Raw genomic sequence first — 14,252 nt, forward strand, 5'->3', positions numbered from 1 at the left:
ACCAGCACAAAATGTCCGGATATTGAGACTATCGTCCATTTTCCGTGATGAGGATCTGCAGGGCCGGTCCGTAGAGGTCCGCGATCAGCTCCGGATCGGCGCTCGCGGCGGGCCCGTCCTTCCGTACGGCGAGCAGCGCGCCGAGGCCGAGCAGGTGCGCGACGATCAGGTCGGCCCGGAGCTCCTTGTCGTCGCCGTCGAGACGATCGGCGAAGGCCTGGACGACCTGGTCGCGGAAGCGGTCCCGCATCATCGCCCGCTCGTCGCCCCCGCCTGCGGCGAACACGACCCGGACCAGCAGGTCGCTCTCGTTCTCGCGCCGCCAGCGGACCAGCGTGAGCACGGCATGCCTGCCCAGCGACTCGTTCGGCGCGGCCAGCAGGAGCTCACCCGCGTCACTGAAGTCGGCCACCACGTCGAACAGCTGGTCCTTGCCACCGAAGTGCTTGACGATCAACGACGCGCTGACGCCTGCGTCGGCGGCGATCCCCCGCAACGTCACCGCCGCGTACGGCTGCCGCGCGAACGCCCGCCGCGCGGCTTTGACGATCGCCTTCCGCCCGGCATCGTTCACGGCGTACTACCTGCTGGAGCTAATACTCGGACCGAGCGGCGGGCCGGGATCAGCAGGGCGAAGCCGACCGCGACCAACGCCGCCGCACCGGCGACCACGAAGACGATCAGGTACGCACCCAGCGTCGGGGCCGTGCGGCCGGCGTTCGTGGCCACCACCGTGGTCAGCACTGTCGCGACGACCGCGCTGCAGACGGCCTGGCCGATCGTGCGCATCAACGTGTTGAGGCCGTTCGCCGCGGCCGTTTCGGTCACCGGCACAGCATGCATGATCAGGGCGGGCAATGCCGAATACGCGACCGCGGTCCCGGCCGACACGACGGTCGCGCCGGCCACGATCGCGATCAGGTTCTGACTGGTGAACAACCGCACGACGTACCCGACCGCCATCACCGCCGCGGCGACCGCGAGCGTGAACCGCGGGCCGCGTGCGGCGGAGATCCGGGCCGACACGGGCGAGAGCAGGACCATCGCGACCCCACCCGGGAGCAGGCACAGACCGCTGACCACGATCGAGGCACCGAGCCCGTAGCCGGTCGAGGCGGGTTCCTGGACGAGCTGCGCGGTGGACAACGAGTTGGCGTAGAAGGCGAAGCCGATCAGCAACGCGGCCAGGTTCGTGAACAGGACCGCGGGTCGCGCGGAAACCCGCAGATCGACCAGCGGGCTCGTCGTACGGAGCTCGAAGAACGCCCACAGCGGCACGATCACCAGCGCACCGGCGAAGGTCGCGACCGTCGCGAGCGATCCCCAGCCCCACGCACTGCCCTTCGACACCGCGAGCAGCAGGCAGACCAGGAACGCGCTCAGCCCCAGAGCACCCAGTACGTCGAACCGCCCGCTGGTCCGCAGCTTCGACTCGGGCACGATCAGCAGCACGACGGCGATGTCGAGCAGGCCGAGCCCCGCGCAGATCCAGAACATCGTGTGCCAGTTGGCGTACTCGACCACCAGCGTCGCGGCCGGAATCCCGAACGCGGCGCCGACGCCGAGCGTCGAGCTCATGATCGCGATCGACGGGATCACCCGCTCGGCCGGCAGCTCGTCGCGCAGGATGCTGATGCCGAGCGGCACCACAGCGACGGCGGCCCCCTGGAACGCGCGCCCGGCCACCAGCACCGGCAACACCGAACTCGTTGCGCAGAGCAACGATCCGAGAACCATCGAGACCAGCGCGACCAGCAGCACCCGGCGCTTGCCGTACATGTCACCGGCCCGTCCGAGCAGCGGCGTGAAGACCGCACCGGTCAGCAACGCGACCGTCACCAGCCAGCTGACATCGGCGGGCTTGCTGTGCGTCAGGCCGGGCAGCTCGGGCAGCAGCGGTACGACGATGGTCTGCATCACCGAGACGAGCACGCCGCAGGACGCGAGGGCGGACAGGATCAGGCGGGGATGGGCGGTGGGCCGGACGGTCACTCTCGGGGTCCTCACTGGGGGCAGAGGAGAAACGTTCACCTCCAGGGTAAACAAGTGTTCACCATCGAGGCGACCCGGTTCCGCCTGGCGGCCGGTGGCCCGCCGAACCACGCCCGAAATGGCCCGTGCCCCTGGGCCGCCGCGTCCCTACTGTGGCGGGGTGACCGATCACCGACTGAATCCCCCGTCACTACTGCGAGGTCCCCGATGAGCCGGATCTTCCTGGCCGGCGCGACCGGAGCCGTCGGCCGCCAGTTGCTCCCGAAGCTGGTCGCCGACGGGCACCAGGTGACCGCACTGACCCGCCGTACGGCGGACGCAGCACGACTGTGGGCCCAGGGAGTCGAGGCGGTGGTCGGAGACGTGTTCGACGCCGACGGGCTGCGGACGGCGGTCGCCGCCGCCGAGCCCGAGGTCGTGATGCACCAGCTGACCGATCTCGGCGGCCTCGACTTCGCGGCGAACGCGCGGATCCGGAAGGCCGGGACGCGCAACCTCGTCGACGCGGCGCTGGCGGCCGGCGTACGGCGAATGGTCGTGCAGAGCATCGCGTGGGTCTACGAACCCGGCGCTGAACCGGCCGACGAGCGAACACCGCTCGATCTGGCGGCGCAGTCGGAGACCCGGCGTGGGACGGTCGAGTCGGTGGCGACGATGGAGGAGCTCGCGGCGAAGCTGCCGGAGTGGGTGGTGCTTCGGTACGGCCTGCTCTACGGCCCCGGGACCTGGTACTCACCCGGCGGGCTGATGACCGAGCCCGGGAAGCTGGTGGCCAACGCTGACGTGAGCAGCTTCCTGCACGTCGAGGACGCGGCGGGCGCTGCGGTCGAGGCGCTCGCGTGGCCGACCGGTGTGGTCAACGTGATGGACGACGTACCGGCTCCGGCCAGCGAGTGGGCGCCGGCGTTCGCGCGGGCCATGGGTTCGCCGGTGCCGGAGGTCGTCGAGGGGGAACGGAACGGTTGGGCTCGGGGAGCCGACAACTCCTTTGCTCGTGAGGACCTGGAGTGGACTCCGCTGCACAGGTCCTGGCGAGACGGGTTCGCGCAGACAGCAGCCGGGCCCGGCGGCGCCTGAGGGGGGAGGCGCCGGGCCGGGCCCGGTTTGTTCGGTCCGCTGGGTGGGGGGCGTCAGCGGACCGGTCCGGTGGTCAGTTCGATGTCGGCGGTGTGCTTCTGACCGGTCTGGTCGATCCAGGTGACGGAGACCTTGTCCCCCGGGTGATGCTGGTTGAGCGCGGTGGCGAGCGTCTCGGGTGAGTCGACCGTCTTACCGCCGAGGGCGGTGATCACGTCGCCGGCGGACAGACCCGCCTCGTCCGCCTTGCCGTTCGCGATCACGTCGTTGACGACCGCGCCCTGGGCGCCGTCGTTCAGGACGGTGATGCCGAGCATCGGGGAGTTGCCGATGTGGACGTCGGCCGAGGACTGACCGGCCTCGATCTGGTCGGCGATCGCCATCGCCTGGTTGATCGGGATCGCGAAGCCCTGGGTCTGGCCGGCGCCGTTGCCCTGGTCGCCCTGGCCGTTGCCCTGCTGGCCCTGACCGTCACCCTGGCCCTGATCGCCCTGGCCCTGGCCGTCGCCGAACCCACCGCCGAACCCGCCGAACCCCGGGTCGTTGCCGAAGCCAGGAGCCGTCGGGTCGAAGGCCGTCTGCCCGGGCGTGCTCTGGTTGCCGTTGCTCCCGGAGCCGGCGGTGTCGACGCCGATCACCTCGCCGGCCGAGTTCGCCAGCGGGCCGCCGGAGTCGCCGGCCTGGATGTTCGCGTCGGTCGCGATCAGACCGGTCAGGTTCTCCGGGTTCTGCCCCGACTCGTCGGTCGCCGTGATCGCCTGGTTCAGCGCGGTCACCTCACCGGCCGCGTAGCTCGGCGTACCGCCCTTGCCGCCGGCGTTGCCGATCCCGACCACGTCGTCGCCAACCTTGACCGACGAGGAGTCGCCGATCTTCGCCGTCTCCAGCCCGGAGGCGTCCTTCAGCTTCAGGACGGCGATGTCGTGGTCGTCGTCGTACCCGACGACGCCGGCCTGGTACGTCTTGCCGTTCCCGACGTCGACCACGCTGATCTGCGTCGCGCCCTGGACGACGTGGTGGTTGGTCAGCACCTCACCGTCCGGCGTCAGCACGATCCCGGTCCCGGCGGCGCGCGCTCCCTCGAACCCGAGCACGGTGTTGACGTTCACCAGTCCGGGCGACACCTTCGCGGCGACGCCGGACGGGCTGAGCACCTGGGCCAGCTGCGAGGACTTCGTGACGTGCTGGTCGATGCCCCACGCCACCGACCCGCCCACCAGCGCGGCGGCCAGACCCAACGCGCCGATCATCGCCGGCACCCGGCGGCGCCGCTTCGGCGGCTGCGGCTGGTACGGCGGCTGCCACGGCCCCGGCTGCGGGTACCCGTACGACACGTAGCCGTGCGGCGGGTAACCCTGCTGCTGCTGATTGTGCTGCCCCTGCTGGTCCATCGTCCCTGCGCCTCCTCAGGCTGTTCCTTCCTGAGATCGAGTAGACCTCGCGGACCTGAGAACGCCATCGGACCAACAGAGGAATCACCTGAGAATCCGGTGTGCCCCACAACACACGCCGACGGCAACTACTCCGGCCGCCGAGCCGGCCGAACCAGGAAGTCCTCCAGCAGCGCGTTCACCTCGACCGGGTTCTCCAGCGCGGCGAGATGAGCGGTCTTCTCCAGTACGGCGAACCTCGCGCCCGGGATCGCGTCGGCCATCGCTTTCGTCTCCGCGACCGGGAACGTCGCGTCCTCCCGCCCGGCCACGACCAGCACCGGAGCCGCGATCGAACCGAACAGCTCGCGCTGGTCGGGCCGGCGCGGGACCACGCTCGTCACCGCGTGCCGCACCGAGGCGACGTCGGCCCGCGATGCCAACTCGTTGACGTAGGCAACAACTGCGGGACGCTCGCCCTTGCTGGTCGGCCCCAGGAACGCATCGCGGACCGGCCCCACCAACGGCCCGCGCATCCCGCCCAGCAGTCGCGCGGTGGCGACCAGCAGCGGGTACTCGACCTTGTGCCGCAAGCCCGCGGGGGAAGCGGTCGCGTTCATCAGCACCGCGCGATCGACCCGGTCCGGGTGCAGCGCGGCGAACGTGCCGCCGATCATCCCGCCCCACGAGTTGCCGACCAGGTGCGCCCGGTCGATGCCCAGGGCATCGAGAATCTGCACCACCACCTGGGCGCACTCGGTGAAGCTGAACCCCCGCGTCAACGGGCTGCTGCCACCGTGCCCCGGCGGATCCACGAGTACGACGCGGAACCGGTCAACGAAGTACTCCGCCTGTGCGTCCCACAGCGTCCCGTCCATCAGCAGGCTCGGCCAGCACACCATCGCCGGGCCGTCGCCCCCGACCCGGAGCCGAATCCGCCCGAGCACCGTCTCGACGTACTGGTCCTCCATGCGAGGGACCCTAAGCCCCGGCCAGGCGCGCCGCTACCGAACGGGCATGGTCGGCGACTTCAGGTGGCGAGACGACCTCGAAGGCCCAGCCCAGCAACCCCATGTGGAGGACGAGCTCGTCCAGGGAGTTCGAGCCGGTCCGCACCAGGCAGGTCGACTCGTCGACGGCCTCCACGGTGGCCACCGACGACGCCAGCCGGTCGGCCACCTCGACAGCAGGCGCCTGCATCCGGAAGACGGCTTGGTAGCGATAGCCACCCGAAGCGATCCCGGCGCCGACCAAGGAGAGCTCGGGTACCTCGCGCGGCGTGAACCGCGGCCCGGTCGGGATCCGCGGCGTCATCCGGTCGAGCCGATAGGTCCGCCAGTCCTCGCGATCGAGATCCCATGCGGTCAGGTACCAGCGCCGTCCGGTGTGCACGAGCCGATGCGGCTCGGTCGTCCGCACACTCGCCGTACCGTCGTGCGACTGGTAGTCGAAGCGCAGCCGCTGATGATCCCGGCACACCGCGGCCACGGCCAGCAGCACCTCCGGGTCGACCACAGCACCCTGAGCAGCCGGTACGGCGACCGACTGCAGCAGGCGGACCCGATGCCGCAGCCGCGACGGCAGCACCTGTTCCAGCTTGGTCAGCGCGCGCACCGACGACTCCTCCAGCCCGGCCACTCCCCCGGCCGCCGAGCCGCGCAGCCCGATCGCCACAGCGACAGCCTCTTCGTCGTCCAGCAGCAACGGCGGCAGCGACGCCCCGGCTCCGAGTCGGTAGCCCGCGACGCCGGGAACCGCTTCGACCGGGTAGCCGAGGTTGCGCAGCTTGTCGACGTCCCGCCGGACCGTCCGGACGCCGACGCCCAGCTCGCCGGCCAGCGTCGTACCCGACCAGTCGCGCGGAGTCTGCAACAGGGAGAGCAGCTTGAGCAGCCGCGCCGAGGTTTCCAGCATGTCCGGAAGTCTGCCACCCAGCTAGGACCGAAGCTGTCCTAACTGGTTGGAAGACTCGACGACATGACGATCACACCGTTCCGCATCGACGTTCCGCAGACCACGCTCGACGACCTGCAGCGCCGGCTCACCGACGCCCGGCTGCCCGCGCCGCTGCCGGGCGACGACTGGGACACCGGCGTACCGGTCAGCTGGCTGAGCGAGCTGGTCGACTACTGGCGTACCGAGTACGACTGGCGCAAGGTCGAGCAGCAGCTCAACGAGTTCCCGCAGTACACGACCGAGATCGACGGTCAGCAGATCCACTTCCTGCACGTCCGATCGGCCGAGGCGGACGCGTTGCCGCTGGTGCTGACCCACGGCTGGCCCGGCTCGTTCGTCGAGTTCGTCGACCTGATCGGTCCGCTGACCGACCCGGTCGCGCACGGCGGCAAGGGCGAGGACGCCTTCCACGTGGTCGTTCCGTCGCTCCCGGGCTTCGGCTACTCCACGCCGATCTCGAGCAACGGCTGGACGATCGAGCGGACCGCGCGGGCGTGGGCCGAGCTGATGAGCCGGCTGGGGTACCAGCGGTACGGCGTACAGGGTGGTGACCTTGGTGGAGCCGTGTCGCCGGCTGTCGCCCGGGTGGATCGCGACCGCGTCGTCGGCGTGCACGTGAACGGCGGGCCTTCGCTGCCGCCGTACCCGCTGCCGGACGAGGAGCTCGCGACGCTGACGCCGCTGGAGCAGGACCGGGTCGCCCGGGTCGGCGAGTTCATGCAGGAGCAGTTCGGCTACATCGCGATCCAGTCGACCCGGCCGCAGGCGCTGGCGTACGGGCTCGTCGACTCACCGGTCGGGCAGCTGGCCTGGATCATGGACAAGTTCCGCGAGTGGACCTACCCGCGGACGACGCTGCCGGACCAGATCATCAGCCGGGACAAGCTGCTCACCAACGTGATGATCTACTGGCTGACCGGCTCGGCCGGAAGTTCGGCGTACGTCGGCTACGCGGGGGGCGGCACCTGGGGCCCGAAGCTGGAGAACTCCGGTGTCCCGACCGCCGCGATCGTCTTCGCGCACGACGTCTCCGTCCGGCGGTACGCCGAGGAGGAGCACACGATCGTGCGCTGGACCGACGTCGACCAGGGCGGCCACTTCGCCGCCCTGGAGGAGCCGGAGCTCCTGCTCGCCGACGTCAGGGAGTTCTTCAGGACCGTTCGAGGATGACGATCGGGATCTCGCGGTCGGTGCGGGTCGTGTAGGTGTCGTAGTCCGGCCACACCTCGACCATCTGCGGCCAGATCCGGGCCCGCTCCTCGGCCGTGGCGACCCGGGCGTGCGCGGCGAACCGGTCACCCTTGATCTGCACCTTCACGTCCGGGTTGGCCTGCAGGTTGTGGAACCAGCCCGGGTGCACCGGGGCGCCGCCCTTGGACGCCACGATCGCGTAGCCCTCGTCCACCTGGCGGTAGATCAGCGCGTTCTTGCGCTCCTCGCCGGACTTCGCGCCGATCGTGGTCAGCACCAGGATCGTCGCGCCGTGATCGCCCCACTCGTAACCGGTCGCACCGTCGGTGTCCTCGTACGCCTTCACGTGCGCGTCGCCGTACAGCTGCTCAGCCATGCCATCTCCTTGCTTACGCGGGTATAACGCGCTCAACCATAAGCCCGGGGAGAAGATTCCCGGACTCAGCGGCGCGGCGGGACCGGCACCCGCATCAGGTCGGCAGCGATCACGACCTCGCCGTCGAACTCCGCCCGCGCCTCCTCCTCGAACGGCTTCATGTCGGTGTAGCGCTGCGAGAAGTGCGTCAGCACCAGCGTCCGCACGCCGCACTCCTGCGCGACGCGAGCGGCCTGCCGGGCGGTCAGGTGCCCGAAGTTGCGGGCCAGCGTCGCCTCCGTGGACAGGTACGTCGACTCGATCACCAGCAGGTCCGCGCCGTCGGCCAGCCGGAAGACGCCCTCGCACAACCGCGTGTCCATCACGAACGCGAACCGCTGCCCGCGCCGCGGCTCGCTGACCTGCTCGATCGTCACCGTGCGACCGTCGACCACCAGCGACCCGGCCGCCTGCAGGCGACCGACCGCGGGACCACTCACGCCGTACGCCGCCAACTGCTCCGGCAGCATGCGGCGGCCGTCGGGCTCGATCAGTTGGTACCCGAAGGCCTCGACCGGGTGCTCGAGCCGTCGTACCCAGAGCTGCCCGAACGAGCCGACCGACAGCAGGCCTTCCTCGTCGATCGGCTCCTCGCGCAGCTCGGCCCGCTCGAAGAACGACGCCGCGTACCGGAGCCGCGTGAAGTACTCCTGCCCGGACGCCGGGTAGTGCGCGTGCACCGGATGCGGCACGCCGTCGAGCGACAGCCGTTGCACCACGCCCGGTACGCCGAGGCAGTGGTCGCCGTGGAAGTGCGTGACGCACAACCGCGTGATCGCGCCGGCCGCGACCCCGGCGTACAGCATCTGCCGCTGGGTGCCCTCGCCCGGATCGAACAGGAACCCCTCGGAGTCCCACCGCAGGAAGTAGCCGTTCTGGTTCCGCTCTCGCGACGCCACCTGGCTGCCGGTGCCCAGCACAACTAGTTCGCGCACGCCCTCACAGTAGTGCGAACGCCTTCAGGAAGATCTCGACGTGCTGCGTCTGCCAGATCAACGGCGGACGGATCTTGAGCACCTGACCACCAGGACCGGTCGTGCCGACCAGTACGCCGAGGTCGCGCAGCCGCTCGGCCAGGTCGGCCGCGGTGACCCCGGCCTCGTCGGGGATCTCGACGCCGACCATCAGCCCCTGACCGCGCACGCGAGCGGCCGGGTGGATCGAGGGTGCGAGCTCGGCCAGCCCCGCGGCCAGCTGAGCGCCGACCTCGCCGGAGCGCGCGACCAGGTCCGACTCCTCGATCACGTCGAGCACCGTGTTGGCCGCGACGCAGGAAACCGGGTTGCCGCCGAAGGTGCTGAAGAACTCGTCCACGCCGGCGAACTGCTCGGCGATCTCGCGCCGGGTGATCAGCGCGGCGACCGGGTGCCCGTTGCCCATCGGCTTGCCGAGCGTGACGAAGTCCGGCGTCAGCCCGTAGTCCTCGAACCGCCACAGGTGCCGCCCGCCACGACCGAACCCGGCCTGCACCTCGTCGGCGAGGAACAGCCCACCGGCCGCGTGGACCTCGTCCTGCAGCCCGCGCATGAACTCGCCGGTCGGCGTCAGGATGCCCGCGCTGCTGAACACCGAGTCGACCGCGAGCAGCGCGACGTCGTGACCCTGCAGTTGCTCGCGTCCTTCGCGAACCCGCTGCCTGGCGTCCTGCTCGGTCGGCTGCCGCCCGTCGGCGTCGACCCGCGGCGCCTCGAACGTCCCGACGTGCGCCGGTCGCGCGGACGGCGGGTACGTGTTGGTCGAGAACGCCGTCGTCGCCTCACTGACGCCGTGGTACGCGAGGTCCGCGGCCATCGCCCCGGACCGCCCGGTGACGATCCGCGCCATCCGCCAGGCCAGGTCGTTGGCCTCGCTGCCGGAGTTCATGAACACGCAGGTGTCCAGGCCGTCCGGCATCGACGCGGTCAGCCGCTCGGCCAGCTCGATCGCGTGCGGGTGCAGGTACCGCGAGTGCACGTTCAGTACGGCGGACTGCCGCGCGATCGCCTGCACCACGGCGGGATGCGCGTGCCCGACGACCGGAACGTTGTTGTAGGCATCGAGGTACCGCTTGCCGTCGGCCCCTTCGATCCAGGCGCCTTCGGCCCGGACCACCTGCAGCGGCTTGCGGTAGAACAGCGGCGACAACGTCCGCCCACCGAACACCGAGTCCCGCCGCGCGAGCAGCGCGGCGGGATCTCCCGCAACAGCCACCCGCGACGTGCCACAGATCCGGTGGAACCGGTCCGCCAGCTCCCGCGGATCCAGGTCGGCCCACAGGTCGAGCACATGCCAACTGCCCGCCACGAGACTGGTCAGGTACTCCTCGTTCCCCGGGTACAGCGGCGCCCGCCAGGCCGAGATCAGTGTGCTCGCCGCGCACCGCGCGAGCACCAGCTCACCGATCAGCTCGACCTCCTCCGGCTCCAGCGGAAGCACCCGCTGGTACGCGTCGAGGAACTCCCGCGCGGCAGGCCACGGGTCGTCGGACTCGCGCAGCAACGAGGTCAGGCTGATCGCCAGGTCCGCGACCCGTGCGGTGTGGTGCATGTCGCCGAAGTCGATCACCCCGTCGATCCCGTCGGCTCCGAGCAGCACGTTGCTCAACGTCACGTCACCGTGCAGGACGAAGCCGGGCAGCCTGTCCGTTGCCGCAGGCAAGGATTCGAAGCGGTCGAGCAGCCGCTGCATCGGCGCCCGGCGACGCTCGTCGGGCAGGCGTTCGGCGTACGGACGAAGCGACGAGACGATCCGCGGATCCCAGTCCAGGCGGCGGTGCGCGGCCGGGTCACCGAAGCCCTGCAGGGCTTTGACCAACCGGGCGCAGACCGTGCCGAACGAGGACGCGAACCAGCTCGGCAGCCGGACCAGGTCGCCGACCTGACCGGGCATCACCGTCATCAGCCGGGAAAGGTGCTGGCGGCCGTCCCCGGCCTCCGCCAGGACGACCGAGCTGCCGTCGAGCGCCGCGAGCAGCCGCGGGATCGGGAGGCCGGGATCGGTCTCCTCGACGTGCCGCATCGCCGCGCTCTCCATCGCGATCTGCGCCGGGTCGTCGCCGGTGTTGGAGATCTTCAGCACCAGCTCGCGCACGTCGTCGGCCACGGCCAGGAAGTTGCGGTCGCGCTCGCTGCGCAGCATCCGCAGCTCCGCGCTGATCCCGTACGCCGACCGCAGCAGCTCCGTCGCCGCGGCGATGTCCACCTCGGGCGGATCCTCGATCATGCTCGGCGTCTGCCCGGCCGCTGTCGTCACACTCGCTCCTTCACGCCGCCGGCGCCGCTGAACACCAACGGCGTCCGCGCCTGCGCTGTCTCGAAGTCTCCGGCGGCGTTCCGCCGGAGGAACTGATCGTGTCCCGGCTGGACGAAGTCCGCCAGAGCGGCGACCCGCGCGATCGACGCGTTCGCCTGCTCCGGATCGGTCGGCCGCCCGGACGCCTGGCCGGACCGCAGCACGTCCAGCGTCGGTACGGCGTCGCCGGTCAGGACGACGGTCCCCTCGTCGGTGGCAACGGTGAGCCCGATCGATCCGGGCGTGTGTCCGGGCAGCTCGATCACGCGGACGCCGGGCAGCACTTCCTCGCCCTCGGCGGTCTCGCTGATCGTCAGCCCGGCCAGCACCGAGCTCGTCCAGCGCGGTGTGTGCGGCCCGGCCGGGTTCGCCAGGAACGTCAGCTCGGCGGGATGCACGAGCACCCGGCTCTGATCGAACAGGTCGATGTTCTGGATGTGGTCCCAGTGCCCGTGCGACAGCACGACGGTGTCGATGTCGGCGGGCTCGAGGCCTCGCTCGGCCAGCACCCGACGCAGAGCCCGGCGCCGGCCGACGTGCCCGAAGTCGAACACCAGGCGCCGGCCCTCGCTCTCGACCAGCACGATCGAGCAGAACGCCGGATTGCCCTGGTCGGTCGACAACGAGTAGCCGTTGAGCAGAGCGGTCACGGTCGGCATCGGGTCTCCTGGTCGAGGTGGAGCAGCAGCGCCCCGCGGTGTATGAGCACGCGGCGCGGGGCGCTGCTGGTCTTGGTGGCTCTGGTCAGCCCAGCGCCGTGACGAGCGTGCTCGCCGAGATGTTGCCGCCGCAGGACACGACCGCGACGCGCTTGCCCTCCAGCTCGGTACGCCGGGCGCGCGCGGCGGCGAACGCCATCGCGGCCGAGCCCTCGATCAGCTGGTGCTCGGTGTCGATCACCATCCGCAGCGCGGCGGCGATCGCGTCCTCGCTGACCAGCACCCAGTCGTCCACCAGCTCGCGGCACAGCGGGAACGTGATGCTGCCCGGTTCGACGCTGCCCGCCGTACCGTCGGAGAGGCTCTCCTGCGGCTCGACCTGGACGATCTCCCCGGCCACCATCGATGCCGCCATCGGCGCCTCGCGGACCGGCGACGCGCCGATCACCTGCAGGCCCGGCCGGTGCTTCTTCAGCACCGACGCGATTCCGCTGACCAGTCCACCGCCGCCGACTGCGACGACGACCGCGTCCAGCTGCTCACCGGCCAGCTGTTCGAGGATCTCCACCCCGACCGTGCCCTGCCCGGCGATCGTGTCCGGGTCGTTGTACGGCGACACGTAGACGAGCTCGTGCTCAGCGGCGTACGCCCGGGCCTTCGGCTCCAGTACGCCGGAGTCGAACCCCTCGGCCCGCAGCTCCAGCCCGAACCGGCGCAGCGCGGCGACCTTGCCCGGCGCCGCGTTCTCCGGCAGGTAGACGATGCCGCGACCGCCCAGCGTCGCGAGCGCGTTGCCGACCCCGAGCCCGTGGTTGCCGGTCGACGCCGTGACCACGCCGCGCTCGCGCTGCTCGTCGGTCAGCGTGAGGATCTTCGCCATCGACCCGCGCGCCTTGAACGACCCGGTGCGCTGCTGGTGCTCGCACTTGACCAGCACCTCGGCCCCGAGCTCCTCGCTGAACGCGTCGTAGCGGACCAGCGGCGTGACCGGCAGGTGCTTGCGGAGCTTCGGCGCGACCCGCTCGGACCGGGCCGCGATCTCGGCCGGGGTCGGTGCAGCGATCGGTGCTTCGGTCATGCGGATCTCCCTGTCTGGACGGTGGTTGCGGCCTGGATTCGGTTCAGCCGCGACCGGCGAGGACGGCGGTCGGCGCCGGGACGTCCGGCCGGTCCTCGGGGCCCGGGCCGTCGTACAGGTTCCAGGGCACCTGCTGGTAGCTGTTGCTGCACGGCAGGCCCGGGGTGAGCCGGTAGCTGCCGGTGGTCAGGTCGACCAGGCTGGACACGATCGTCTCGTTGCGGTCGAGCTCGTGGCGGCGCGGGTCGGAGTGCTCGCAGACGGCGTTCGGGTGGCCGAAGTGGTCGCTCATCGTGGCCTGGACGATCCGCGCGACCGCTTCCTCGCTGGTCCCGTCGGCGCGGAGCCGGGCCAGGCCTTCCTCGACCCGCGGCAACCGGTAGAGCGAGTCGACCGAGAACGGCTTGTAGCTGTCGTTGACCTGCTCGGGGACGAACGACTGGAAGTGGTTGCCGTGCACGAGCAGCCCGTCGGTCGGGTACATCCAGTTGTTGCGGCCGGGCGTGGTCTCGATGTCGATCGCGAAGCCGTCCCGGTGGGTGAGCAGCAGGTTGCTGGACAGGCTCTGCTTGGCGTCGAAGATGACCTGCAACGCGTCGTGGAAGTCCCAGCACTCCAGCACCGTACGACGAACGACCGTGCCCGGAATGCCCGCGCCCGGACCGAACCCGGCACCGAGGCCGTTGGCGTTCAGCGCGATCCCGGCCGAGTTCGCGCCGTGGCGCGCGACCTGGCCGGCCTCGACGTGGCCGATGATCGTGGGCTTGCCGGGCTGCGTGATCCGCAGGACGACGACGGTGTCGGCGACGCCGGAGTACAGGTCCCAGTTCTGGCCGGCGTACACGCGGCCGAGCGGGTTGGCGGCCGGCAGCAGCGCGAACGACGTACAACCGTCGTCGTCGTTGTTGTTCGTCGCGGTGCCGAACACGTCGCCGCGGAGCAGCTCGCCGCGCACGTTCAGCGTGAGGATCTCCTCCAGGCTGCGGTTCGCGCCGAGCGCGATCCCGCGGATCTCCTCGAGCAGGTCAGGTGCGAAGCCCTCGATCAGCGGCACCCACTGCGTCGACCGGGCGGTCACCTCGGCCCACGGCAGGCCGGTCTTGCGCGCCACCGACTCGGAGTAGAAGGCGAGCGAGCGCTCGATCGGCGCGCGGGCGGCCTCGCCGTACTGGGTGCCCCGCTCCCGCGGGGCGGCCGCGGTGAGGTCGATGGTCTGCAACTGCGTCACGCGCTTGACTCCATTC

Annotated in this window: 13 protein-coding genes; 2 read left to right on the top strand and 11 right to left on the bottom strand. The window is 70.7% G+C overall.

All coding sequences use genetic code 11. The features are described from left to right. Positions 1-28: 28 nt before the first annotated feature. Together ABD235_RS31560 and ABD235_RS31565 are read right to left on the bottom strand one after the other, a co-directional pair. A complete protein-coding gene (locus ABD235_RS31560) occupies positions 29-574 on the bottom strand; it encodes a TetR/AcrR family transcriptional regulator (protein WP_344180809.1) in 546 nt (181 codons plus the stop codon). Then, on the bottom strand, positions 571-1,992 hold the full coding sequence (locus tag ABD235_RS31565; RefSeq protein WP_344180811.1) for an MFS transporter: 1,422 nt from the start codon (positions 1,990-1,992) through the stop codon (positions 571-573). The genes ABD235_RS31560 and ABD235_RS31565 overlap by 4 nt, the downstream gene beginning before the upstream one ends. Before the next feature lie 207 nt (positions 1,993-2,199). Between ABD235_RS31565 and ABD235_RS31570 the strand changes: the two genes are divergently transcribed. Continuing rightward, the gene (locus ABD235_RS31570; RefSeq protein ID WP_344180813.1) at positions 2,200-3,069 is read left to right on the top strand and encodes an NAD-dependent epimerase/dehydratase family protein; all 870 of its coding nucleotides are present in this window, start codon (positions 2,200-2,202) and stop codon (positions 3,067-3,069) included. A gap of 53 nt (positions 3,070-3,122) precedes the next feature. Here ABD235_RS31570 and ABD235_RS31575 read toward each other — a convergent pair whose 3' ends face one another. The 3 genes from ABD235_RS31575 to ABD235_RS31585 all read right to left on the bottom strand — a co-directional run bounded on the left by ABD235_RS31575 (position 3,123) and on the right by ABD235_RS31585 (position 6,353). After that, positions 3,123-4,460, bottom strand: coding sequence for a S1C family serine protease (locus ABD235_RS31575; protein ID WP_344180815.1), 1,338 nt, complete (start codon positions 4,458-4,460; stop codon positions 3,123-3,125). Between the two features lie 128 nt (positions 4,461-4,588). After that, positions 4,589-5,410, bottom strand: coding sequence for an alpha/beta fold hydrolase (locus tag ABD235_RS31580; RefSeq protein ID WP_344180817.1), 822 nt, complete (start codon positions 5,408-5,410; stop codon positions 4,589-4,591). A 10-nt stretch (positions 5,411-5,420) separates the two neighbouring features. After that, complete coding sequence (locus ABD235_RS31585) at positions 5,421-6,353, bottom strand: helix-turn-helix transcriptional regulator (protein WP_344180819.1); 933 nt, start codon at positions 6,351-6,353, stop codon at positions 5,421-5,423. A gap of 63 nt (positions 6,354-6,416) precedes the next feature. Between ABD235_RS31585 and ABD235_RS31590 the strand changes: the two genes are divergently transcribed. Continuing rightward, positions 6,417-7,565 carry an epoxide hydrolase family protein gene (locus tag ABD235_RS31590; RefSeq protein ID WP_344180821.1) on the top strand — a complete coding sequence of 383 codons (1,149 nt, stop codon included), beginning with the start codon at positions 6,417-6,419 and terminating at the stop codon, positions 7,563-7,565. On the opposite strand, the gene ABD235_RS31595 is transcribed toward ABD235_RS31590, so the two are convergent. The 6 genes from ABD235_RS31595 to ABD235_RS31620 form a co-directional block, all read right to left on the bottom strand. Further along, positions 7,546-7,962, bottom strand: coding sequence for a nitroreductase family deazaflavin-dependent oxidoreductase (locus ABD235_RS31595; protein WP_344180823.1), 417 nt, complete (start codon positions 7,960-7,962; stop codon positions 7,546-7,548). The two genes, ABD235_RS31590 and ABD235_RS31595, sit on opposite strands and share 20 nt — an antisense overlap. A 65-nt stretch (positions 7,963-8,027) precedes the next feature. After that, entirely contained in the window at positions 8,028-8,936 is a 909-nt protein-coding gene (locus tag ABD235_RS31600; RefSeq protein ID WP_344180825.1) for a ribonuclease Z, read from the bottom strand. A 4-nt stretch (positions 8,937-8,940) separates the two neighbouring features. After that, entirely contained in the window at positions 8,941-11,232 is a 2,292-nt protein-coding gene (locus ABD235_RS31605; RefSeq protein WP_344180827.1) for an aminotransferase class III-fold pyridoxal phosphate-dependent enzyme, read from the bottom strand. Next, positions 11,229-11,930, bottom strand: coding sequence for an MBL fold metallo-hydrolase (locus ABD235_RS31610; RefSeq protein ID WP_344180828.1), 702 nt, complete (start codon positions 11,928-11,930; stop codon positions 11,229-11,231). Before ABD235_RS31610 ends, ABD235_RS31605 begins: the two co-directional genes overlap by 4 nt. Positions 11,931-12,015: 85 nt before the next feature. Next, positions 12,016-13,008 carry a threonine/serine dehydratase gene (locus tag ABD235_RS31615; protein ID WP_344180830.1) on the bottom strand — a complete coding sequence of 331 codons (993 nt, stop codon included), beginning with the start codon at positions 13,006-13,008 and terminating at the stop codon, positions 12,016-12,018. A 43-nt stretch (positions 13,009-13,051) separates the two neighbouring features. Then, positions 13,052-14,236, bottom strand: a complete 1,185-nt coding sequence (locus tag ABD235_RS31620; protein ID WP_344180832.1) for a C45 family autoproteolytic acyltransferase/hydrolase — start codon at positions 14,234-14,236, stop codon at positions 13,052-13,054. Between the last annotated feature and the right edge of the window lie 16 nt (positions 14,237-14,252).

It is taken from the genome of Kribbella lupini (assembly GCF_039529595.1).
Lineage (GTDB): Bacteria > Actinomycetota > Actinomycetes > Propionibacteriales > Kribbellaceae > Kribbella > Kribbella lupini.

Coding starts and splice junctions, on each gene's coding strand:
- ABD235_RS31570 (WP_344180813.1), top strand. CDS start 2,200: ATGAGCCGGATCTTCCTGGCCGGCGCGACCGGAGCCGTCGGCCGCCAG.
- ABD235_RS31575 (WP_344180815.1), bottom strand. CDS start 4,460: ATGGACCAGCAGGGGCAGCACAATCAGCAGCAGCAGGGTTACCCGCCG.
- ABD235_RS31580 (WP_344180817.1), bottom strand. CDS start 5,410: ATGGAGGACCAGTACGTCGAGACGGTGCTCGGGCGGATTCGGCTCCGG.
- ABD235_RS31585 (WP_344180819.1), bottom strand. CDS start 6,353: ATGCTGGAAACCTCGGCGCGGCTGCTCAAGCTGCTCTCCCTGTTGCAG.
- ABD235_RS31590 (WP_344180821.1), top strand. CDS start 6,417: ATGACGATCACACCGTTCCGCATCGACGTTCCGCAGACCACGCTCGAC.
- ABD235_RS31595 (WP_344180823.1), bottom strand. CDS start 7,962: ATGGCTGAGCAGCTGTACGGCGACGCGCACGTGAAGGCGTACGAGGAC.
- ABD235_RS31610 (WP_344180828.1), bottom strand. CDS start 11,930: ATGCCGACCGTGACCGCTCTGCTCAACGGCTACTCGTTGTCGACCGAC.
- ABD235_RS31615 (WP_344180830.1), bottom strand. CDS start 13,008: ATGACCGAAGCACCGATCGCTGCACCGACCCCGGCCGAGATCGCGGCC.